A 20,064-nucleotide genomic window follows, 5' to 3' on the forward strand; every position below is an offset into this window, starting at 1 on the left:
ATTACCGGCGGATGATGTCGAAGATCATGCCTTCGAGCGTGACGCCGGGGGCGAAGGAGAACGCCACCCCCGTAGAGACGGGAGCGACGGGAGCGGTGTCGTCGGCGGCCTGGCCGATCATCCGCTGCAGCACGAAGATCAGCGAGACGCTGAGCATGTTGCCGTGCTCGGCGAGCACCTCCCAGCTCACCGCGGCGGCCTCGCTCGGGAGCCCGAGCGAGCGCGCCGACTCCTCGATGATCTTCGGGCCACCCGGGTGGATCGCCCACAGCGCGACGTCGGACTTGCGCAGCCCGTGCTCGGCCAGGCGCCGGGTGACCACCGGGTCGACGCCGTCGTAGATGTACTTCGGCAGGTCCTCGGCGAGCTCGCAGGTGATGCCGTTGTGGTTGACGCCGAGCACGATGCCGTCCTCGGCGTCGTCCAGCAGGTGGCTGAAGCTGTCCCGGATGACGATCTTGCCGGGGCTCAGCGGCTGGTGCACCTTGCTCGCGCCGATCACCACCGCGCCGCAGCCGTCGCCGAAGAGGCTGTGCGTGATCACGTCGTTGACGTCGTCGGCGAAGACGGCGTTCACCGAGCTGAGCTCGATGCAGATCAGCATGGCCTTCTTGTCGGGGTGCGCCCGGACGTAGTCGACGGCGGTGCGCATGCCGTTCATCGCGGCGGCGCAGCCCATGAAGTTGACGACCACCCGGCCCACCGACGGCGCGAGCCCGAGCCGCTTGACCACCGCGACGTCGACGCCGGGGGCGATGAAGCCGGTGCTGGTCACGAAGATCAGCAGCCCGATCTCGGCCGGATCCTCGATCCCGGCCAGCGCCCGCCCCGCGGTGTCGACGGCCAGCGGGACCGCGTGCTCGTGGAAGAGGTTCATCCGCTCCCGGATGGTGCCCGGCTCCCGGCTGTAGGCGAGGAACTCCGGGTCCAGCGGATCCACCGCCAGCCGGCGGGTGTCGATCCTGGTCTTCCGGTACACCCGGGCGATCCGGGTGCGCTGCCGCTCGTCGCCGAACAGCTCGGCGACCCGCTCGGCGGCGGCCGCCTGGTCGAAGACCCGCAGCGGCGATCCGGTCGCGATGCTCTCGATCACCCCGACCGTGGTCGGCGGCGCGGGCGGCAGCATCCGCGTCGCGATGTCGTGCCCGTGCTCCCCAGCCGCCCGCAGGCGGGTTGTCCCCGGGCGATTGCCCTCGTCGATCGTTACAGACACGACCCTCTACCTTTCGCAATGATGTGTGACGGTGGAATGCGGCTCAGACGGTGCCGATTCCGGTGAAGCCCTGGGCCGTGTAGACGACGCAGGTCTTCAGTGCCGACGGCGAGCAGTGCTCGCGCACGAACCCCCAGTTGCGTTCTTTCGCCTCGTCGGAGCGGGAAAGCAGATATGTCCGGATCTGTTTCGGGAACCGGTCGGTGAGGAAGCTCTTCGCGGGCAGCCACTCCACCCCGAACTTCTCCGCCTCCTCGCGCAGCACGTCCTCGGTCGCGATGTTCGCGAAACCGCTGCGCTGGTAGGGCAGCACGTGGTGCACCCGGTGCGAGCTCAGCCCGGCGGAGAGGAAGCAGTCGACGTAGCGGTTGCCGACCACCTTCAGGTCGTAGGCCTGCTGGAGCTGGTTGATGCCCCAGTCCTCGGTGTCGGTGTGCGTCTCCTCGGTGTCCAGCTCGAAGTCGTGGCTGGCCACCACCAGGAAGGTGCTGATCCACAGCGAGATCACGAACTGCAGGAACCAGGCGAGGAAGTCGCCCGCGACGGTGAAGGCCACCAGCTCGGCGACGAGCAGGAAGCGCACCCCGAACGAGCCGACGAAGTGCGGCAGCGCGCCGCGCATCGAGCCGTACATCTCCTTGACGCCCACCTTGCGGGTGAGCCGGCAGACGTCGAGCAGCCGGATCGTCATGCCGGTCAGCGTGTGCCCGAGTTTGTGCAGCGTGTGCACCGGCATCCGGTAGAGCCGAGGCACCCGCATCATCATGGTGAAGACGTTCTTCTTGATGTCGACTTCGCTCTGCGTGTGCGGGTGGTGCAGCAGCGCGTGGCCGTCCGCGGTGACGAAGGAGAGCGCGACGTAGTTCAGGTCGAAGGCGTTCACCCAGACCTTGTTCACGCCCTTCTGCGCGCGGTGGATGGCGTAGTGCCCGAAGCCGGCGAGCGAGCTGCGCAGCAGCACCATGGCGATCACGAAGACCGGCAGCGGCATCCAGCCCGGCTCGAAGAGCCGCAGCCCCTGGACCGCGAAGTAGGCCACCGCCAGCACCGCGACCACGATGTTGAAGATGGTGTCCATCCGCTTGATCCGGGCCGCGAGTTCGGGCTCGCGGAGCCGGGCGCGCACCCGGTGCAGCAGGTCGTCGGAATTCCCGAAGGTGTACTTCGGGGTGTCCCGCCAGCTGTCGAAGCCCTCCTTGAAGAGGAAGTCCGGCGCGTTGTTCTTCGGGTGGATGTCCTCCGGCGTGGCGTCGCGGTCGAGCGCGTAGCGCTCCAGCATCCGCTCCACCGCCTGCGGGTTTTTGTGGTACGACCCGATGATCGAGGTGATGTCCCGGTTCTTGGTCCGGCCGATGAAGAACTCGCCGCCCGGATGCTTGGAGATCCAGTCGCTGAGGTCGTAGGCCCGGCCGTTGTAGATCCAGACGTTCGAGATCGGGGGCGGCCCGTCGGGCGGCGGGGGACGACGGAAGTCCTGCTCCTCCGTCGCGGGGCGGGTGTCGGTCATCGCTGTCCTTCGTGCTGGGTTCCGCGGTGTCTCGGGCCGTATCGCTCGGACCCGGGAATTGATTTCAGACACCGAGCGGACCGGCTCCGCGCCGGTCCGGACCGGAAGGTTATCCCAGGTCACGTGGTCCGTCTCGGTGGTCATGCTCAGTATGGTGCGTCGTCTCGCCTACAGCGCACTGAACGATTCCTTAAGCCGGAACCGGGTCGCGACGCGTTTGCCCGCGGCCCTATGCGAGACGACCGCGCACAGGGTAACGTTCCGGCCCGCAGCGGCTTCCGACCGTGGTTCGGCCATGGGTCGGCCACCGGAAATCACGGCCGGCGAAGGGCTCTTCCTCCGCCGGAGGGGCTGCTGCGCCACCCCGGCAGCGCCTGCTGCCACTCCACCCCGGTCGCCTGCGACCACGCACTCTCTGGGGGCATCCATGAGTGACCCGACAACGTCCGAATCCACCGTCGCCCGGCGGGCAACCCGCAGGCTCACCCCGGTGCGCCTCGGCACCGCCGCCGTCGCGGCCTCGCTCCTCGCGGCGGTCCTGACCGGTTGCGGCAGCGACGATTCCAGCACCGGCACGAGCACCGCCGCGACCGCGACCGGCGCGCTGCCCGAGGCCGCGCAGATCGTGCAGGAGTCCGCGCGCACCACGCAGACCCTGCAGGCCGTGCACCTGGAGCTGGAGGTCGAGAACATCCAGAACCTGCCGGTCGAGAAGGTCGACGCGGACGTCACCAACCAGCCGCAGGGCCAGGGCGCCGCCCAGGGCAGCGCCACCGTGCGGACCAAGCCGGACGCGCCGTTCATCGACGCCGACTTCGTCGTCGTGGACAAGTCCATCTGGGTCAAGCTGGAGGACGGCAAGTTCGCCGACCTCGGCCCCTCGGAGAAGGTCTACGATCCGGGCATCATCCTGGACAAGGACAAGGGCCTGGCCAACGTGATCGCCAAGGTGCAGAACCCGAAGGTCGAGGGGCGCGAGAGCGTCGAGGGCACCGCGGTCGTGAAGGTCAGCGGCACCATCGACTCCTCGGTCATCGACCCGATCGTGCCCCGGGTCGGCGAGGGCGGCGGCACCTTCCCGATCACGCTCTACATCGCCGACGTCGCGCCGCCGAGCACCTCGGCCGCGGCCAAGCCGTCCGACGCCCCCTCCGCCGGCGACGGGCCGAACCTGGTGCGCGCCATCATCAAGAAGGGCGACGGAACCATCAACGTCACCCTCTCCGACTGGGCCGATCCGGTCACGGTCACCAAGCCCGCGAACTGACAGCTACCAGCCTGTAGGGTCGGAGCTCGAGCCGGGTGCCCGCCGCGAATCCGCGGCGGGCACCCGGTTTTCGCATGTCCGCGGCGGAGGCGCCGATACCCGGCATCGCGCGGCTCGCACTCCACCCCGCCGCGTTACCCGGCGATCGCGGCCACGAACTCGGCACGGACCGCGGGTGCGACCCAGCGGCGCAGGTAGGTGCGGAGCTCGGCCCCGCGCCGCTGCGCCCCCTCGCCGCCGGACCCCTCCTCGACGAAGGAGAGCAGCACGCGGACGAGGAACTCGATCAGCTCGTCCAGCTCCGGGCCGGTGAAGCCGTGCGCCGCCCACTCGACGTCGGTGCGGGCGAACGCCTCCCGGCAAACGCCGAGCGCCACCTCCGAGAGCGCGTACCGGGAGAACGCCGTTCCCTCCCCGCTGTTCATCAGCGCGGTCAGATACCGCTCCCCCGGCAGCTCCTCGACGGTGAACGCGACCGCCTCCACCGCGAGTTCGGCCGGATCGACGCGCCCGGCCAGGTGCGCGACCAGCCGGTCGACGAAGCTGTCCTGCGCCGCGTACCCCACCGCGGCGAAGAGCGCCTCGGTACTCGGGTAGTAGCGGTACACCGTCTGCCGGATCACGCCCAGCTCCGCGGCCACGCGGGAGAGGCTGGTCCCGCGTGCGCCGTGCGTGTCGATACACCGCATGGCGGCGGTCAGGATGCGCTCGCGCGCCTCCTCCGGGCCGCTCGGCGGCGAGCCGTTCCACGCCGGTCGTCTCATGGCTCCAGTGTGCGGGAGCGGGAGATCCGGCATTCCGCCCGGTCCCGGCGCCGCAGTTCAATCAGTGATTGAACCGGCGATTGAAACGTGTTCTAATTCTGCCGTGGGACGAGCCGATACCGGGACGCGCGAACGCATCCTCACCAGTGCCGAGCGGCTGCTGCTCGAGGCCGGGTACGACCGGGTCTCGGTGCGCGCCGTGTGCGCCGCCGCCGGGCTGAACCCGGCCGCCGTGCACTACCACTTCGGCTCCAAGGAGGCGCTGGTCGCCGCGTTGCTGGAGGCCAGGCTCGGCCCGCTCTGGCAGACCACGCTCGACGATCTCGCCGTCGGCTCCCCCGACGTGCGCGCGGTGGTCGCCGCGCTGATCGCGCCGCTCGCCGAGCTCGCCGCCGACCCCACCGGCCGGCTCTACCTGCACCTGCTCGCCCGCCTCGTGCTCGGCAGGCGGCCGGTGCGCTGGGCGGCCACCTGGTTCCGGCTCGACCCCTGGGTGGCGCTGCTGCGCGACCTGGTGCCCGGGATCGACGCCGCCACCGCCAAGCGGCGCTGGCTGCTCGCCTTCGACCTCGTGCTCGGCCAGTTCGGCGACCCGCTCGCCGGCGACCGGGTGCTCTCCCCCGCCGCGGTGGCAGCGCTCACCGCGTTCGTGAGCGCGGGGCTCGCACTCTCTCCGGAGGAAGAATGAACGATGTGTTCGCCCCGGCCCAGCTGGGGCCGGTCCGGTTGCGGAACCGGGTGGTCAAGTCCGCGACCTTCGAGGCCCGCACCCCGGACGCGCTGGTCACCGACGACCTGATCGAGTACCACCTGCGCCCGGTGCGCGGCGGGGTCGGGATGACCACCGTCGCCTACTGCGCGGTGGCGCCGGAGGGCCGCACCGAACGCAGGCAGATCTGGATGCGTCCGGAGGCCGTGCCCGGGCTGCGCAGGCTCGCCGACGCCGTGCACGCCGAGGGCGCCGCGGTGAGCGCGCAACTCGGCCACGCGGGCCCGGTCGCCAACGCCGCGTCGAACCGCGCCCCCGCGCTCTCCCCGAGCCGGCTGTTCAGCCCGCTCGGCATGGCCGCCACCCGGCGCCCGAGCGCGGCCGAGGTGCGCGGGCTGGTCCGCGCGCACGCCGAGGCCGCGGTGCTGGCGCAGGACGCCGGATTCGACGCCGTCGAGCTCCATTTCGGGCACAACTACCTGGTCAGCGCCTTCTTCAGCCCGCTGCTGAACCATCGCCGCGACGAGTACGGCGGCGCGCTGGAGAACCGGGCCCGCTTCGCCAGGGAGATCGCCACCGCGGTGCGCGAGCGGGTCGGCACCGGCATGGCCGTCACCGCCAAATTGAGCATGGACGACGGCGTGCGCGGCGGGCTGAAACTGCCGGAGAGCCTGCAGATAGGGCGCTGGCTGGAGGCGGACGGCGCGCTCGACGCACTCCAGCTGACCGTGGGCAGCTCGCTGCTGAACCCCATGTACCTGTTCCACGGCGACGCGCCGCACCGGGAGTTCGCCCGGGTCTTTCCGCCGCCGCTGAGCTGGGGGTTGCGGGCGGGCAGCCGCTTCTTCCTGCGCGAGTACCCCTACCGCGAGGCCTACCTGCTCGACCTGGCGCAGCAGTTCCGCCGCGAGCTGAGCATGCCGCTCATGCTGCTCGGCGGCATCACCACCAGGGCGACCATGGACCTGGCGATGGCGAGGGGCTTCGAATTCGTCGCCATGGCCAGGGGTCTGCTGCGCGAGCCCGACCTGCTGCACCGGCTGCGCGCCGACCCGGCGACCGAGTCGCTCTGCACGCACTGCAACGTCTGCATGACGACGATCTTCCACCGCACCCGCTGCGTGCTGGCCCGCCCGGACGAGCCGGTGGCTGAAGTTCCCGGCTGAGACCGGTCCCCGTTCGCCCCCGAGCAATCTCCGGGTTATCGTTTCGGCGATACCGAAGTGGAGGTCCTGTGGGGACGCATGCCAGGGAGCCGGGAACGGCCGATCCGACCTCGTACTTCGACCCCGGCGAGCGCTGGGTCCCGGTCGACCGGCGCTGGTTCGGGATGGACCGGCGGACGCTGCTGCCCGCGCTGGTGGTGCTCGCGCTGGCGTTTCTGCAGGGCGTGCTGCTTCCACGGCTGGACGACGCCATCGCGGACGACGATGTGACCGCCGCGGGCGACGTGATCGCGCTGGACGGCGGGATCACCTTCCCGGCCGCACCCGGCTGGGCGCTGGTCGACGGGGAGCGGGCCGGCGACGAACCCAGCGGCAGGGGCTACCCGACGGTGGCGGTACTGGCCAGCGGCGGCACCCGGTTCAGCGTGCAGACCGGTGATTTCAACGGTGACGCGAACGCCCTGCTCGACCAGATCGAGCGCACCGACGCCGCGCTCTCCGGCGGCCGCGGGCTGACGGCGACCGGCGATCCCGCCCCGGTCAGCACCGATCGCGGCGCGACCGGGGTCAGCACCAGGTACACGACGGCGCAGCTGGACGGTGTGCTCGCCGCGTTCGTCTTCGACGGCATCGGGGTGGAGGTCGTGGCGATCGGCCCCGCCGGGGCGGACCAGGACATTCGCACCGAGGTCGGCGCGATGATCGCCGGGCTCGGCCGGACCGGAGAGCGGTGAGCGTGATGACCACATCGACCAGCGACCTCGAGCACGCTCGCTTCCTCGCGATCGAGCAGTCCGGCTGGGGCCGCTCCTTCACCCTCTACCAGCCGCGCAACCTCGCGTTCTGGGTCTACGCGCTGCTCACCGCCTCCGGAGCGCTGCTGTTCGCGAGCCGGATCGGCAACACCTACGGGGCCTACAGCCAGGCGATCCTGGTGACCGCGGCGGTGTTCGCGGTCTACGGCGCCCTGCTCTGGTGGTTCACCCACCACGTCGATCGCTACGCCCGCCAGCCGACGAAGATCCTGGTGGTGGCGTTCTGCTGGGGCGGGTTCGCCGCCACCTGGGCCATGGCCGCCTACGCCAACAACGCGCTGATCAGTATCTACGGCAAGCTCTTCGGGCATCCCTTCGCCCAGGACTGGGGGGCCGGGCTGGCCGCGCCGTTCACCGAGGAGACGGCGAAGGGGTTCGGGTTGCTGCTGCTCATCGCGCTGGCGCCGCGGCTGGTTCGCACCGCCTTCGACGGCCTGATCCTCGGCGCGTTCCTCGGACTCGGCTTCGAGATCATCGAGGACGTCGCCTACGGATTGAACTCGGGCGCCTCGCAGTTCGGCGCCAACCAGGTGGAGGCCTCGCTGAGCACGGTGATCGTGCGGGTGGCCACCGGCGCCGCCGGACATCTGGTCTACACCGCGCTGTTCTGCGCCGGGCTGGTCTATCTGCTCGGGCGTCCGGCCGAGCCGCGCCGGGCCGGGCGCGGGCTGCTGCTGATGGGCATCGCCATGCTGCTGCACGGGCTGTGGGACTCGATGGGCAACGCGGCGGGCGGCAGCGCCGTGGCGGCGTGGGCCCTCATCCTGGGAATGATGGCCGTGGCGGTGGCGATCGCAATCCGGGTATTCGTGCTGACCGTCCCCCGGGAGCGCGAGTTCCTCGCCGAGATCCTGGCGCCCGAGGTTGCGGCCGGTGCGGTCACCTCGGAGGAGGCGCTCGCCGCGTGCGGCAACGCCCGTGCGCGCCGCGCGTTCCGGCGGTCCGGTGGCACCCGGGCGGGGCGCGCACGGCAGGGTCACGTCCTGGACGCGGTGGACGACCTCGCCGATGCGCTCGCGGCGGAGCACGGCGCCGCGGCACCGCGGGTGGAGTTCGCCCGCGCGGAGGTGGCGCGGCTGCGCGAGGGCAGGCCGCCGAGCGACGCGCTGCTTCCGGTGCGGCTCTGACAGCCGCCACCACAGCGGGCGGATCGCGGCCGCTCGCGTGCGTAGAGTTCGGCAGATGGCCCGAACCATGCAGATCACCGACAGCATCGTGATCGCCGTCGACCCGGCGACCGCGTACGACAACATCGCCGACGTCACCCGCATGGGGCGCTGGAGCCCGGAGAACACCGGCGCCGTGCTCGACGCCCCCGGCCGCCCGGCCCGGGCCGGCGACACCTTCGTCGGCGCCAATGTGCGCGGGGGCATGCGCTGGCACACCGGCTGCGTGGTGACCGCCGCCGAGCCGGGCAGCCGCTTCGCCTTCCACGTGCGGCGCTGGGGCCTGCGCAAGCCCGCGCTCCGGGTGGCGGTGGCCACCTGGGAGTACCGCTTCGAGCCGGTCGACGGCGGCACCCGGGTCACCGAGACCTGGACCGACGACCGGGCGAAGTGGCCGGACGCGGTCGCGTCGGTCTTCGACCGCCTCGTCACCGGCAAGCGCGGCTTCGCCGAATTCCAGCGGGGCAATATCCGGCGCACCCTGACCCGGCTCAAAGAGGTCCTGGAGTCCGAGCAGGTCGGCTGACCGATTGGCCGGACGGGCCAACATGGCGACCGGTCGGTCAGCCGGCCGGGTGCCGCCGGTCCAGCCAGCTGGCGAAGGTGGGGCCGGCCAGCTCGGCCGCGGGGCCGGGCAGCAGCCCGCCGTCCGCCTGCAGCGCGGCGTCCGGCGCGGTGTCGTCGGCGGACTCCAGCACGTGCGCGGGTGCGCCGCGCCGCTCGGCCAGTGCCCGCACCGCGGTCACCAGCTCCAGCGGCTCCGGCCCCGCCAGCTCGAGCCGCGCGGGCGCCTCGGCGGCGAGCGCGAGATCGGCGAGCCGCTCGGCGACGGTCCGCGCGCTCACCAGCTGGGTGCGCATCCGCGGCACGGTGGCGGTGTCGCCGACGGTGGTCCAGTTCAGCATCATCTCGGTGAATTCGTGGAACTGGGCGGCGCGCAGAATCCGCACCGGCACCGCGCCTTCCAGGTAGGCGTGTTCCTGGGCGAGCTTGCCCGCGTAGTGCCCGGCGGTGGTGTCGTCGATGCCGATGATCGAGAGCAGCACGATGTGCCGCACCCCGGTGCGCGCCGCGGCGGCCCGCACCCGCCGCGCGACGGTGCCGAAGAACTCGCGCACCGCCTCGGTCTCCTGCAGCGGCGAGTTCACCGCGTCGACGATCGCGTCGACTCCGACCAGCGCCGCGTCCAGCCCGGCGCCGGTGTAGGCGTCCACCCCGGACGTCCGGGTCAGCGCGATCACCTCGTGCCCGCGGCCGGTGAGCACCTCGGCCACGGCCGCGCCGATCAGTCCGCCTGCCCCCAGTACCGCTACCCGCATGTCGTGCTCCTTCGCTTCGTGGCTGTCGAGGGGTGACGACACGGCGAACGGATGTGTGACAACCGGGCGCGCAAACGCCCGGCATTCCGTAGGTTGTCGGTGTCCGCCGTCGTGGCCGAGGCGGACTCCCCCTTCCCCTTCGACGACGGAACGCGCCCGTGAAAGTCCACCACCTGAACTGTGGCAGCATGCATCCCCCCGCGACGGCCGACCTGGTCTGTCATGTCCTGCTGGTCGAGGCACCCGGCTCGCTGGTGCTGGTCGACACCGGCTTCGGCCTGCGCGACATCGTCGATCCGGGCGCCAGGATCGGTCCGGTGCGGCACCTGCTACGGCCCTTGCTGGAGCCGAACGAGACGGCCGCGCGGCAGGTGGAGCGGCTCGGTTTCAAGCGCGACGACGTGCGCCACATCGTGCTCACCCACCTGGACGCCGACCACATCGGCGGGCTCGCCGACTTCCCGCACGCCCAGGTGCACCTGACCTCGGCGGAGCTGCGCGGCGCCGTCACCGAGCCGACCTCGCGCGAGCGCATGCGCTTCCGCGCCGCGCAGTGGGCGCACGGCCCGAAATTCGTGCAGCACAACCCGGCGGGCGAGCCGTGGCGCGGCTTCGCCGCGGCCCGCGAGCTCACCGAGATCGCGCCGGGCATCGTGCTCATCGCCCTGCCCGGGCACACCCGCGGGCACGCCTGCGTCGCGGTGGACGCCGGGCGTCGCTGGATCCTGCACGCCGGTGACGCCTTCTACCACCCGGCCACGCTGGACGGCCGCTCGAAGGTCCCGTTCCCGCTGTCGATCATGGAGTCGTGGGTCGCCTACGACCGGCACCGGGTTCGGGAGAACCACGCCCGGCTCGCCGAGCTCTACCAGCGCGGCGAACCCGACCTGCGGATCGTCTGCGCGCACGACGCCTCGCTGCTGGCCGGTTCGCTCGTCTGAAAGTTCGCTTCTCGGGGGATATTTCGGGGTCGGGCTCCGGGTAGCGCCCGGATTCCCCGCTCGCGCGCGCGGCCTAGCGTTTTCGGTATGACACGCGCACGCGCCATCGCACTCTGGCTCTTGGTGATCTTCGTCGGTATCCAGTTCGGGGCGGGCTGGTACGAGAAGGTCATCGTGGTGCACCTGTGGGAGCAGGTGCCGCCGGCGGACACGCTCGCCGCCATGACCGATTCCGGCTTCGAGCGGGCGGGGAAGGCGTTCTGGCCCTTCGTCTCGCCGCTGGTCGCGCTGCTGGCCCTGGTGAACATCGGCCTCGCCTGGCGGGCACCGGGCCCGATGCGGCGCTGGTGGCTGGCCGCCGCCCTGCTCATGACCACCTACGCCCTGGTCAGCTACGGCTGGTTCGTACCGCAGATGGTGCTCTTCCAGCGCGACGGCGCGGACTGGGATGCCGATCGCACCGCCTCCTTCGTCGAGCTGTGGACATCGGCGAACTACGCCCGGATGGCGCTCGGCGGGGTGGGCTGGCTCTGCGCGCTGCGCGCGCTCTCGCTGTCCGGCGACCGTGCGCGGCCGATCGCCGATTAGCATCGCGGAAATGACCGGAACGGCCCCGAGCAGCAGCAGGCGCACCAACCGCCGCGGCGCGGCGACCCGCGAGTCCATGCTCGAGGCCGCGCTCAGCTCGCTGGCGTCCGGCGATCCCGGCTCGGTCTCGGCCAACCGGATCGCCAAGGACATCGGAGTCACCTGGGGTGCGGTGAAGTACCAGTTCGGCGATATCGACGGGCTGTGGGCGGCGGTGCTGCACCGCACCGCCGAGCGGCGCGGCGAGCTCCCGGTGGGGCTGGCGCCCGGCGGCTCGCTCCGGGAGCGGGTCGCCGCCACCGTCGACACGCTCTACCACGGCCTGACCGGCACCGATTCGCGCGCCATCGAGACGCTGCGCGCCGCGCTCCCGCGCGACCCGGCCGAGCTGGAGCGGCTCTACCCGCGGACCGCGGCCGAGCTCGTCTCCTGGCGGGCCGGCTGGAACGCCGCCTGTCAGAAAGCCTTCGCCGATCTCGACGTGGACCCGGAGCGGGTGCGCGAGGTGGCCTCGTTCCTGCCGGGCGCCATGCGCGGCATCGTCTCGGAGAAGCAGCTCGGCACCTACGCCGACCTGGACGAGGCGCGCCGCGGCTTCACCGCCGCCATCGTCGCCTACCTGGAGCACTCGCGCTGAGCCTCACTTCAGCAGCGCGCCGACCAGCGTGATCAGGTACTCGACGGTGGCCTCCTGGCTCAGCCCCTGCTCGTGCCGCAGGCTGCGCCAGGTGCCGACGTTCAGCACGACGACGAGCAGATCGCCGAACCGATCCTGCTCGTGCGGGCGGCGCGCGATCTCGGCGGCGAAGACCGTCTCCACCCAGTCCCGGTGCGAGCGGTGCCCGTCCTCGATGATCGGCAGCAGCTCCGGCATCCGCTCGGCGAGCGCGAGCAGCCGCCAGGTGCCCTCGCCGGTCTGCTCGTAGTCGCGCACCGCGGTGCGCACGATGGATTCCACGTCGCCCGGCACCGCCGCGGAGCGCCCGGCCTTGATCGCCGGCGCGAACCGCTCGGCCAGCCCGGCCAGGTACAGCCCGATCTTGCTGCCGAAGTGGTTGACCACCGTCTGCGACGAAACCCCGGCCGCGGCAGCGATGTCCGCGATCGTCACCTCGTCGTACCAGGCATCCACGAACAGCTGGATCGCCGCGTCCAGGATGGCCTCCCTGGTCTGTTCGCGCGCCTTCGCCCTCGCCGTCATCTCGTATCGGCGCGTCATCGCACCTGCTTCCCTTTGGCCTTGACACAAATCAATTTAGTCTCATACTAACAGAAGTCCCTCGAAACGGAGCCCGCGATGACCCGCTTCCTCGTCTACACCGCCCCGGCCACCGGCCACACCCTCCCCCTGGTCCCCGGCCTCCTCGAGCTGCGCCGCCGCGGCCACGAGGTGCACGTGCGCACCCTGCCCGCCCTGGTCGGCCCGCTGCGCGCCGCCGGGCTCTCCGCCGACGCCGTCGACCCGCGCGTCACCGCGGTCGAGGTCACCGACTTCCGCGCCACCTCCGACACCGAGCGGCTGCGCAGCGGCCAGGTCGATCTGCTGCGCCGCGGCCGCTTCGACGGCCCCGACCTGGACGCCGCCATCGCCGAGCACCGCCCCGACGTGCTGCTGGTCGATTCCATCGCCTACGGCGCGCAGACCCGCGCCCAGGCGTCGCCGCTGCCGACCGCCATGGTGCTTCCCTCGGTGCTTCCGGTGCGCGGCCGCGGCGTCCCGCCGTACGGCCTCGGGCTGAAGCCGCTGTCCGGCCCGCTCGGCCGGGTGCGCGACGCGGTGGGGTGGAAGCTGGTCGAGCGCATCTTCGGCAAGGCCATGCTGCCGGGGCTGAACGAGCTGCGCCGGGAGGCCGGGCTGCCCGGGTTCCGCTCCCCGCTCGACCAGTTCACCGCCCAGGACGCGGTCATCGTGCTCACCGGCGAGCCGCTGGAGTACCCGCGCACGGACCTGCCCGCCCACGTCCACCTGGTCGGCGCCCAGCCCTGGGACCTGCCCGCCGAGCGCCCCGCCTACCTGGACGAGCCCGGCGACCCCTGGGTCCTGGTCACCTGCTCCACCGACTACCAGGGCGACGAGGACCTGGCCCGGATCGCGGTCGAGGCGCTGCGCGACCACCCGGTGCGGGTGCTGCTCACCCTCGCCGAGGCGTACGAGGGCGCCGCGCTGGTGAGCTCGGGCAACATCCGGGTGGAGCGGTTCGTGCCGCACGGGCACGTGCTGCCGCACTGCGCCGCCGTCGTCACGCACGGCGGGTTCGGGATCGTCTCCAAGGCCATGGCCGCGGGCGTGCCGACGGTGGTCGTCCCCTTCGGGCGGGATCAGCCGGAGATCGCGCGGCGCGTCAGCGAGGCCGGTGCCGGGGTCACGCTGCGGCCGAAGGAACTGAACCCCCGCTCGCTGCGCGTGGCCGTCGAGCGCGCCCGCGCCCTGACGCCCGGCGCCCGCGCCGCCGCCGCGACGCTGCGGGCGAACAGCGGGGCCACCCGGTTCGCGGATGTCGCCGAGGGGCTCGGGGTCGGGGCGGCGAGGTCGGAGCTCAGTCGCTGAGAGCGCCTCGCCGGTGCCGTCAGGCTCGGCCCACCGCTGTCGCAAGCGCGCCGAAGTCGTAGACCACCCTGGTCGAGCGCTCCGACTCCCGCCAAAGCAGATCGTTCGCATCGGGGTCCGTCGCGTACTCGGAGATCCGCGCCCGCTCCGGGTTGCCCCGCATCTCCCGCCAGTCGGCGGGGCCGAAGTATTCGGCGCCGACGGCGGCGGGGTCGGTGGCCGCGCGCAGCGTCGCGAGCGCGCCGACGGCGGCGGGCTGCTGGGTCCAACCGACCAGGGGGCGCAGCACTCCCGAGTTGAGCTGCCTGGACAGCGGGCCCATGTTGTCGCCGAAGGCCGTGTGCACCGACCCGGGGTGCGCGGCCGTCGCGATCGCCGGTGCGCCCGCGGCCGCCAGCCTGCGCTGGAGTTCGAGTGTGAACATCAGGTTGGCGAGCTTCGACTGCCCGTACACGACCATGTTCCGGTACCGCCGATTCGCGCAGTGCAGGTCGTCGAGGTCGAGCGGCGCCCGGTGGTGCAGGAGGCTGCCGACGGTGACGATGCGCGCTCCCCGGTGCGGGGCGATGCGGTCGAGCAGCAGCCCGGTCAGGGCGAAGGGCCCGAGGTGGTTGGTGGCGATGGTCGCCTCGAAGCCGTCCGCCGACTCGGTGCGCCGCGCGAAGGTGGTGCCCGCGTTGTTGACGAGGAGGTCGATGCGCGCGAACTCCGCCCGGAGCTGCTCGGCCGCCGCCCGCACCGACATGAGGGACAGCAGATCCGCGCGCACGGTGCGGATCTCGGCATCCGGGGCGGTCTCCCGGATGCGCTCGGCCGCCGTCTCGGCCCTGCCGATGCTCCGGCAGACCAGCGCGACCGTCGCGCCACGCTCCGCGAGCACCCGCGCGGTCTCGAAGCCGAGCCCGCTGTTGGCGCCGGTGACGACGGCGATCCGGCCGTGCTGGGCGGGGATGTCCGCCTCCGTCCACGGCGTCCGGGGTTCGGTGGTCATGGGAGTCCTTCCGTCGGTGCGGCGTTCTCCCGCAGACTCAATCGACCCGGCGTGAACATCGATCGACGCCGAGGTAACGTTGAGGTAGCTAAACGAGTTGCACAGCAACGCTTTTCATGCTCGGCCCGGCACCGGCCCGCACCGCGGCTATCCGGCGCCGAGCAGCTCCGCGGCGATCGCGCGCCCGAGCCGGAGCGGCTCCACCGAGTGCTCCAGCTTCGACCCCGCCAGCGCGCCGTCGTAGACGAGCTGGATCCGCTGCGCGAGCACACCCGGATCGGCCACCCCCGCCTCGGCGAGCAGCCCGGTCAGCGTCTCCCGGACCCAGACCCGATGCGCGACAACCGGTTCCAGCCGCTCATCGGGAAACTCGGTCGCCGCGTTCGCGTACTGACACCCCCGGAACCCCTTCCCCGGCGCGGAGGCCAGCGCGAGGTCGAAGAAGGTCAGCACCCGATCGGCGGGGCCGGGGACGGCGGCCACCGCCTCCTGCCAGCGCGCCCGGTCGCGGCGGTCGAGGTGCTCGAGGTAGGCGAGCACCAGCGCGTCCTTGGAGCCATAGCTGGAGTAGAGGCTGGCCCGCGCCACCCCGGCCTCGGCCAGCACCCGGTCGATGCCGACGGCGCGAATGCCGTAGCGGGCGAAGAGGGCTCCGGCGGTGTCGAGCAGGCGCTGCGCCGGGCTCGGCCTGGCCGGCTGCCCTGCCTGCGCCGCGGGTTCCGTCGACGTGGTCACACCGTCCACCATAGCCACTCCGCCAAATAGACAGATCGTTCTGTCTATGTCATGGTTGCTCCGTGACCCGCAGTACCCTCACCCGCCGCCTGCACGTGGATCTCGTGCGCGTCGCCGGTGCTGCCTGTCGTCACTCGCGCTGAGCCGCGTCCCGGCCCCGCACTGCTTCGAGGGCCGCTATCCGTTCTCCGAAAGGCGATCCCGCATGTCCCTGTACCTGTACGAACTGGCGCCCGCGATCGATCCGGCCAAGGCCGTGGACGAGCTGGCGGCGCGCATCGGCGAGGCCGGCGGCGAGCTGATCGAGGCCCAGGTGACCGGCGCCGGGCGGATCTTCGCGATCGCCGAGTTCGAGTCCTGTCGCGCCCCCGGGCTGGAACCGGACGGCGCACTCGGCGCGGTCGACGGCCCGCACGAGGTGCGGCTGGTCGGCGCCGAGCTGGCGCAGCTCAAGGCGGCCCGCCCGGCGGCGGGGTACCTGGTCGAGTGGGACATCCCGGCCGAGATCGACATGGACACCTACCTCGCGCGCAAGAAGGCGAACGCGCCCAAGTACGCGAACGTCCCCGAGGTCGACTTCCTGCGCACCTACGTCCGCGAGGACACGGCCAAGTGCCTCTGCTTCTACGACGCCCCCGACGAGGCCGCGGTCCGGCGCGCCCGCGATGCCGTGAGCACCCCGATCGACCGCCTGCACGCGCTCACGGAACCCAGGACATGACCGCCGTGCTCGACGCCCGCGCCGAGGCGGTGGCCTTCGTCCGCGAGCGGGCCGCCGCGCTCGACCGGGGCGCGACCGACGTCCGCACCGACCTGGCCGAGCTGGGCCGGCTGGGGCTGCTCGGCATCGGGCTCGGCGAGCCGGGGATCGAGCCGATCATCGGCGTGGTCGAGGCAATCGCCGGGGAGAGCCTCGCGGTCGGCTTCTCGCTCTGGGCGCAGCGGATGAGCATCGAGTACATCTCCCGCGCACCGGAACCCGTGCGCGAAGCACATCTCGACGGCCTCACCTCCGGCCACACGGTCGGCGTCACCGCCATGGCGGCGGCGCTCAAGCACCTGGCCGGGCTCGGCCCGCTCCCGCTGGCCGCCGACGGCGACCGGATCTCCGGGCCGATCGCCTGGGCCTCCAACGTCTTCCCGGACGCGCTGATCGTCTTCCCCTTCCGCGACGAGTCCGGGCGCGGGCACGTCGGCTGCACCCGCACCGGTGCGACCGGCGTCGAGGTGGCGCCCGCACCCGAGCTGCTCGCGCTCGGCGCGACCGCCTCGACCTCGCTGCGCTTCACCGACGTCGCGGTCGAGCAGCGGATCACCGCCGACCTGAAGGGGTTCTGCGGCGCCATTCGCCCGACCTTCCTGCTGCTGCAATCCGCCTTCTGCACCGGTATCGCGCGCACCGCGCTCGCCGAGGCGGCTGGGCGGCTGGACGGGCTCGGCGAGGAGTTCCGCACCGAGCTCGAATCGCTCGCCGCGCGCGCCGACGACCTGCGCCACCAGCTGCACCGGCACGCCGCCGACCCCGGCGCGGCCGGACCGGCCGAGCTGCTCGAGGTCCGGCTCGGCGCCGCCCGGCTCGCGGTCGAGGCCACCCGGCTGGAGTTCGCCCTGCGCGGCGGGGCGGGCTATGCCACCGCCAGCGCCACCAATCGTCGGTTCCGGGAGGCCGCCTTCCTGCCGATCCAGTCACCCTCGGAAGGGCAATTGCGGTGGGAACTCTCGCAGTACGAATAGCGGACGGCCACAAGAACTACGCCGGCACCCCGGTCCTGCGCGGCCTCGATCTGGCGGTGCCCGCCGGGGAGACGCTGGCCGTGCTCGGCGTCAGCGGCAGCGGGAAGTCCACGCTGCTCCGGGTGCTGGCCGGGCTGGACCGGCTCGACGCGGGCAGCATCGACTGGGACGGCGCCGGCACCCCGCCCGCCACCGGCACCGTGTTCCAGCAGCCGCTGCTCATGCCGTGGCTGACGGTGCGCGACAACATCCTCTTCGGCGGCCGCTTCACCCGGCACCGCGACGGCTTCGACGCCGGCCACGCGCTCGGCCTGCTCGCCCGCTTCGGCCTCGGCGACCTGGCCGGACGCCGCCCCGACCAGCTCTCCGGCGGGCAGGCGCAGCGGATCGCGGTGATCAGGGCCGCCGCCGTCCGCCCCCGGCTGCTGCTGCTCGACGAGCCGTTCAGCGCGCTCGATCCGGCGGTGCGCGCGGACCTGCAGGACTGGCTGCGCGAACTCGTCGCCGAGCTGTCCTGCACCACCGTGCTCGTCACCCACGACGTGGACGAGGCGCTGCGGCTCGCGGATCGGATCGTGCTCATCGGCCCGGGGGCCGCCGTGCGCGAGGACGTCCGGCTGACCGGCGCCGACCCGGTGGCGGTGCGCGAGCGCATCGTGGCCGGCTACCGCGAGACGGTGGTGCCCGCGTGAGCCTCTCCCGCCGGGCCCTGCTGTGCGGGTGCGCCGGACTGGTCGCCGCCGGTGGCATCGCCGGGGTCGCCGATCTGGCGCGGGCCGCCGGGGCCGACCGCGGCAACACCGGCGGCACGCTGCGCATCGGCTACCTGCCGATCACCGATGCCGCGCCGCTGCTGGTCGCGCACGGCGCGAACACCGTCGCCGCGGGCACGGTGGACAGCGCCAAGCCGGTGCTCTTCCGCAGCTGGGCCTCGCTCGCCGAGGCTTTCCTGACCCGCCAGGTGGACGTCGTGCACCTGCTCATGCCGCTCGCCGTACAGCTCAGGTACGGGCTCGGCGCGGATGTCCGGGTGCTCGGCTGGAACCACACCAACGGCTCCGCGCTCACCGTCGCCCCGCACATCACCGAGCCGGAGCAGCTGGCGGGCACCCAGGTGGCGATCCCGTTCTGGTGGTCGATCCACAACATCCTGATCCAGCAGTACCTGCGCGCGCACGGGCTGCGCCCGGTGATCCGGCGCTCCGCCGCGCGCGCCGACCGCACCGTCGAACTCGTGGTCATGAGCCCATCGGACATGGTCCCCGCGCTGGCCAACGGCTCGATCGCCGGCTTCACCGTCGCCGACCCGTTCAACGCCGCCGCCCAGGTCCGCGGCATCGGCCGGATCCACCGCTACCTCGGCGACCTGTGGCGCGACCACGCCTGCTGCGCCCTCGTGGTGCACCAGGACCTGCTCGACCGGCGCCCCGAGGTCGCGCAGGCGCTCACCGACGGCGTGGTGGCAGCCCAGCGCCGCATCGACGCCGACCGCCCCGCCACCGCGGCGATGCTGGCCGGCGGCTACCTTCCGCAGCCGCTGCCCGCCATCACCACCGCGCTCACCTACCCGAAACCACCCCCGGTCCGGCACCCGGAGTGGAGCCCGCAGCGCATCGGCTTCCAGGCGTACCCCTACCCGAGCTTCACCAGGGCCCTGATCGAGGCCATGCCCGCGACCGTCGTCGACGGCGACACCAGGTTCCTCACCCGGCTCGACCCCGCCCGGGTGCACGCCGAACTCGTCGACGACCGCTTCGTCCGCGGCAGTCTCGGCGGCGCCGCCCCCACCCGCATCGAGGAGATCGACCCGTCGTGACCGCCACCGTCCTCCCCGATACCGACCCGGTTTCGCGCACCCGCCGCAGCCCGCTCCCCCGCGTCGCCGCCATCGCCGCCGCGCTGGCGCTCTGGTGGCTGGTCACCAGCGTGCTGGCCGGCTCCGACTCGCTGCTCCGCGAATTCGCCCCGCAGCACGTGCCCGGCGCGCTGCACGCGCTGTACGAGCGCGGGGTGCTGCTCTCCGATATCGGGGTCAGCCTGTGGCGGTTGCTGCTCGGGCTGCTGATCGCCGTGACCGTCGGCGTTCCGCTCGGCTTGCTGCTCGGGCTGCACGCCGCGACCGAGCACGCCGTCGCGCCGGTCGTGCAGTTCCTGCGGATGATCTCGCCGCTCTCCTGGGCGCCGATCGCCGTCGCGGTGTTCGGCATCGGCAACCAGCCGGTGGTGTTCCTGGTCGCCGCCGCGGCGGTCTGGCCGATCGTCCTGAACACCAGCGCCGGTGTCCGCGCCATCGACCCCGGTTTGCTGCTGGTCGCCCGCTCCTTCGGCGCCACCCGCCGCGAGCGGCTCTTCGCCGTGGTGCTGCCCGCCATTCGCGGGCACGTGCAGGCGGGGTTGCGGATCGCGCTCGGGATCGCGTGGGTGGTGCTGGTGCCCGCCGAGATGCTCGGCGTGCGTTCGGGTTTGGGCTACCAGATCCTGAACGCGCGGGATCAGCTGGCCTACGACCAGGTCATGGCGGTGATCGTCGTCATCGGCGCGCTCGGCTTCGTCCTCGATTCCGCCGCGCGGGCGGTGCTCGACCGGCGCTGAGGGTTACCG

23 protein-coding genes are annotated in these 20,064 nt (G+C 72.4%); 16 read left to right on the forward strand and 7 right to left on the reverse strand.

Annotation, left to right across the window (positions count from 1 at the left end):
* Position 1: 1 nt before the first annotated feature.
* Both LTT61_RS02390 and LTT61_RS02395 read right to left on the reverse strand, forming a co-directional pair.
* Complete coding sequence (locus tag LTT61_RS02390; protein ID WP_233021305.1) at positions 2 to 1,126, reverse strand: type III polyketide synthase; 1,125 nt, start codon at positions 1,124 to 1,126, stop codon at positions 2 to 4.
* Between the two features lie 130 nt (positions 1,127 to 1,256).
* Positions 1,257 to 2,720: a fatty acid desaturase gene (locus tag LTT61_RS02395; RefSeq protein ID WP_233018270.1), complete on the reverse strand. Its 1,464-nt coding sequence runs from the start codon at positions 2,718 to 2,720 to the stop codon at positions 1,257 to 1,259.
* Positions 2,721 to 3,147: 427 nt separating this feature from the next.
* Between LTT61_RS02395 and LTT61_RS02400 the strand changes: the two genes are divergently transcribed.
* On the forward strand, positions 3,148 to 3,987 hold the full coding sequence (locus tag LTT61_RS02400) for an LppX_LprAFG lipoprotein (protein ID WP_233018271.1): 840 nt from the start codon (positions 3,148 to 3,150) through the stop codon (positions 3,985 to 3,987).
* Between the two features lie 134 nt (positions 3,988 to 4,121).
* Here the strand turns inward: LTT61_RS02400 and LTT61_RS02405 are convergent, their stop codons facing one another.
* Positions 4,122 to 4,751 (reverse strand): TetR/AcrR family transcriptional regulator, encoded by a 630-nt coding sequence (locus LTT61_RS02405; RefSeq protein WP_233018272.1) that lies wholly within the window; start codon positions 4,749 to 4,751, stop codon positions 4,122 to 4,124.
* Between the two features lie 103 nt (positions 4,752 to 4,854).
* Here LTT61_RS02405 and LTT61_RS02410 point away from each other — a divergent pair, with 103 nt between their 5' ends.
* The 5 genes from LTT61_RS02410 (at position 4,855) to LTT61_RS02430 (ending at position 9,133) form a co-directional block, all read left to right on the forward strand.
* Positions 4,855 to 5,439, forward strand: a complete 585-nt coding sequence (locus tag LTT61_RS02410) for a TetR/AcrR family transcriptional regulator (protein WP_233018273.1) — start codon at positions 4,855 to 4,857, stop codon at positions 5,437 to 5,439.
* Positions 5,436 to 6,626 carry an NADH:flavin oxidoreductase gene (locus tag LTT61_RS02415; RefSeq protein ID WP_233018274.1) on the forward strand — a complete coding sequence of 397 codons (1,191 nt, stop codon included), beginning with the start codon at positions 5,436 to 5,438 and terminating at the stop codon, positions 6,624 to 6,626. Before LTT61_RS02410 ends, LTT61_RS02415 begins: the two co-directional genes overlap by 4 nt.
* Before the next feature lie 68 nt (positions 6,627 to 6,694).
* On the forward strand, positions 6,695 to 7,360 hold the full coding sequence (locus LTT61_RS02420; RefSeq protein WP_233018275.1) for a hypothetical protein: 666 nt from the start codon (positions 6,695 to 6,697) through the stop codon (positions 7,358 to 7,360).
* Between the two features lie 5 nt (positions 7,361 to 7,365).
* On the forward strand, positions 7,366 to 8,568 hold the full coding sequence (locus LTT61_RS02425; protein WP_233018276.1) for a PrsW family intramembrane metalloprotease: 1,203 nt from the start codon (positions 7,366 to 7,368) through the stop codon (positions 8,566 to 8,568).
* A 55-nt stretch (positions 8,569 to 8,623) separates the two neighbouring features.
* Positions 8,624 to 9,133, forward strand: a complete 510-nt coding sequence (locus LTT61_RS02430; protein WP_233018277.1) for an SRPBCC family protein — start codon at positions 8,624 to 8,626, stop codon at positions 9,131 to 9,133.
* A gap of 37 nt (positions 9,134 to 9,170) precedes the next feature.
* Here LTT61_RS02430 and LTT61_RS02435 read toward each other — a convergent pair whose 3' ends face one another.
* Positions 9,171 to 9,926, reverse strand: coding sequence for an SDR family oxidoreductase (locus LTT61_RS02435; RefSeq protein WP_233018278.1), 756 nt, complete (start codon positions 9,924 to 9,926; stop codon positions 9,171 to 9,173).
* 158 nt (positions 9,927 to 10,084) lie between these two features.
* On the opposite strand from LTT61_RS02435, the gene LTT61_RS02440 reads away from it, so the two are divergent.
* From LTT61_RS02440 to LTT61_RS02450, 3 genes are all read left to right on the forward strand, one after another.
* Positions 10,085 to 10,867 carry an MBL fold metallo-hydrolase gene (locus tag LTT61_RS02440; RefSeq protein WP_233018279.1) on the forward strand — a complete coding sequence of 261 codons (783 nt, stop codon included), beginning with the start codon at positions 10,085 to 10,087 and terminating at the stop codon, positions 10,865 to 10,867.
* 87 nt (positions 10,868 to 10,954) lie between these two features.
* Positions 10,955 to 11,455 (forward strand): DUF1772 domain-containing protein, encoded by a 501-nt coding sequence (locus LTT61_RS02445; protein ID WP_233018280.1) that lies wholly within the window; start codon positions 10,955 to 10,957, stop codon positions 11,453 to 11,455.
* A 10-nt stretch (positions 11,456 to 11,465) separates the two neighbouring features.
* The gene (locus tag LTT61_RS02450; protein ID WP_233018281.1) at positions 11,466 to 12,092 is read left to right on the forward strand and encodes a TetR/AcrR family transcriptional regulator; all 627 of its coding nucleotides are present in this window, start codon (positions 11,466 to 11,468) and stop codon (positions 12,090 to 12,092) included.
* 3 nt (positions 12,093 to 12,095) lie between these two features.
* Here LTT61_RS02450 and LTT61_RS02455 read toward each other — a convergent pair whose 3' ends face one another.
* Positions 12,096 to 12,674: a TetR/AcrR family transcriptional regulator gene (locus LTT61_RS02455; protein ID WP_233018282.1), complete on the reverse strand. Its 579-nt coding sequence runs from the start codon at positions 12,672 to 12,674 to the stop codon at positions 12,096 to 12,098.
* 78 nt (positions 12,675 to 12,752) lie between these two features.
* Between LTT61_RS02455 and LTT61_RS02460 the strand changes: the two genes are divergently transcribed.
* On the forward strand, positions 12,753 to 14,003 hold the full coding sequence (locus tag LTT61_RS02460; RefSeq protein WP_233018283.1) for a glycosyltransferase: 1,251 nt from the start codon (positions 12,753 to 12,755) through the stop codon (positions 14,001 to 14,003).
* Positions 14,004 to 14,022: 19 nt separating this feature from the next.
* On the opposite strand, the gene LTT61_RS02465 is transcribed toward LTT61_RS02460, so the two are convergent.
* Together LTT61_RS02465 and LTT61_RS02470 are read right to left on the reverse strand one after the other, a co-directional pair.
* Positions 14,023 to 14,994 carry an oxidoreductase gene (locus LTT61_RS02465; RefSeq protein ID WP_233018284.1) on the reverse strand — a complete coding sequence of 324 codons (972 nt, stop codon included), beginning with the start codon at positions 14,992 to 14,994 and terminating at the stop codon, positions 14,023 to 14,025.
* A 147-nt stretch (positions 14,995 to 15,141) separates the two neighbouring features.
* Entirely contained in the window at positions 15,142 to 15,741 is a 600-nt protein-coding gene (locus LTT61_RS02470) for a TetR/AcrR family transcriptional regulator (protein WP_420094730.1), read from the reverse strand.
* A gap of 50 nt (positions 15,742 to 15,791) precedes the next feature.
* Here LTT61_RS02470 and LTT61_RS32875 point away from each other — a divergent pair, with 50 nt between their 5' ends.
* From LTT61_RS32875 to LTT61_RS02495, 6 genes are all read left to right on the forward strand, one after another.
* On the forward strand, positions 15,792 to 15,872 hold the full coding sequence (locus LTT61_RS32875; RefSeq protein WP_378648168.1) for a putative leader peptide: 81 nt from the start codon (positions 15,792 to 15,794) through the stop codon (positions 15,870 to 15,872).
* Between the two features lie 62 nt (positions 15,873 to 15,934).
* Complete coding sequence (locus tag LTT61_RS02475) at positions 15,935 to 16,450, forward strand: DUF4242 domain-containing protein (protein ID WP_233018286.1); 516 nt, start codon at positions 15,935 to 15,937, stop codon at positions 16,448 to 16,450.
* Positions 16,447 to 17,463, forward strand: coding sequence for an acyl-CoA dehydrogenase family protein (locus tag LTT61_RS02480; protein ID WP_233018287.1), 1,017 nt, complete (start codon positions 16,447 to 16,449; stop codon positions 17,461 to 17,463). Before LTT61_RS02475 ends, LTT61_RS02480 begins: the two co-directional genes overlap by 4 nt.
* On the forward strand, positions 17,439 to 18,155 hold the full coding sequence (locus LTT61_RS02485) for an ABC transporter ATP-binding protein (RefSeq protein ID WP_233018288.1): 717 nt from the start codon (positions 17,439 to 17,441) through the stop codon (positions 18,153 to 18,155). The genes LTT61_RS02480 and LTT61_RS02485 overlap by 25 nt, the downstream gene beginning before the upstream one ends.
* A complete protein-coding gene (locus LTT61_RS02490; protein WP_332909222.1) occupies positions 18,152 to 19,279 on the forward strand; it encodes an ABC transporter substrate-binding protein in 1,128 nt (375 codons plus the stop codon). The genes LTT61_RS02485 and LTT61_RS02490 overlap by 4 nt, the downstream gene beginning before the upstream one ends.
* Positions 19,276 to 20,055 (forward strand): ABC transporter permease, encoded by a 780-nt coding sequence (locus tag LTT61_RS02495; RefSeq protein WP_420094731.1) that lies wholly within the window; start codon positions 19,276 to 19,278, stop codon positions 20,053 to 20,055. The genes LTT61_RS02490 and LTT61_RS02495 overlap by 4 nt, the downstream gene beginning before the upstream one ends.
* Positions 20,056 to 20,064: the final 9 nt, after the last annotated feature.

The organism is Nocardia asteroides (genome assembly GCF_021183625.1).
In the GTDB taxonomy this organism is placed as follows: domain Bacteria; phylum Actinomycetota; class Actinomycetes; order Mycobacteriales; family Mycobacteriaceae; genus Nocardia; species Nocardia asteroides_A.

What these genes read in the sequence shown, in the direction of transcription:
- LTT61_RS02390 (WP_233021305.1), bottom strand. Translation starts at nt 1,126, where the DNA reads ATGCTGCCGCCCGCGCCGCCGACCACGGTCGGGGTGATCGAGAGCATC.
- LTT61_RS02395 (WP_233018270.1), bottom strand. Translation starts at nt 2,720, where the DNA reads ATGACCGACACCCGCCCCGCGACGGAGGAGCAGGACTTCCGTCGTCCC.
- LTT61_RS02400 (WP_233018271.1), top strand. Translation starts at nt 3,148, where the DNA reads ATGAGTGACCCGACAACGTCCGAATCCACCGTCGCCCGGCGGGCAACC.
- LTT61_RS02405 (WP_233018272.1), bottom strand. Translation starts at nt 4,751, where the DNA reads ATGAGACGACCGGCGTGGAACGGCTCGCCGCCGAGCGGCCCGGAGGAG.
- LTT61_RS02415 (WP_233018274.1), top strand. Translation starts at nt 5,436, where the DNA reads ATGAACGATGTGTTCGCCCCGGCCCAGCTGGGGCCGGTCCGGTTGCGG.
- LTT61_RS02425 (WP_233018276.1), top strand. Translation starts at nt 7,366, where the DNA reads ATGACCACATCGACCAGCGACCTCGAGCACGCTCGCTTCCTCGCGATC.
- LTT61_RS02430 (WP_233018277.1), top strand. Translation starts at nt 8,624, where the DNA reads ATGGCCCGAACCATGCAGATCACCGACAGCATCGTGATCGCCGTCGAC.
- LTT61_RS02435 (WP_233018278.1), bottom strand. Translation starts at nt 9,926, where the DNA reads ATGCGGGTAGCGGTACTGGGGGCAGGCGGACTGATCGGCGCGGCCGTG.
- LTT61_RS02445 (WP_233018280.1), top strand. Translation starts at nt 10,955, where the DNA reads ATGACACGCGCACGCGCCATCGCACTCTGGCTCTTGGTGATCTTCGTC.
- LTT61_RS02450 (WP_233018281.1), top strand. Translation starts at nt 11,466, where the DNA reads ATGACCGGAACGGCCCCGAGCAGCAGCAGGCGCACCAACCGCCGCGGC.
- LTT61_RS02455 (WP_233018282.1), bottom strand. Translation starts at nt 12,674, where the DNA reads ATGACGCGCCGATACGAGATGACGGCGAGGGCGAAGGCGCGCGAACAG.
- LTT61_RS02460 (WP_233018283.1), top strand. Translation starts at nt 12,753, where the DNA reads ATGACCCGCTTCCTCGTCTACACCGCCCCGGCCACCGGCCACACCCTC.
- LTT61_RS02465 (WP_233018284.1), bottom strand. Translation starts at nt 14,994, where the DNA reads ATGACCACCGAACCCCGGACGCCGTGGACGGAGGCGGACATCCCCGCC.
- LTT61_RS02470 (WP_420094730.1), bottom strand. Translation starts at nt 15,741, where the DNA reads ATGGTGGACGGTGTGACCACGTCGACGGAACCCGCGGCGCAGGCAGGG.
- LTT61_RS02475 (WP_233018286.1), top strand. Translation starts at nt 15,935, where the DNA reads ATGTCCCTGTACCTGTACGAACTGGCGCCCGCGATCGATCCGGCCAAG.
- LTT61_RS02480 (WP_233018287.1), top strand. Translation starts at nt 16,447, where the DNA reads ATGACCGCCGTGCTCGACGCCCGCGCCGAGGCGGTGGCCTTCGTCCGC.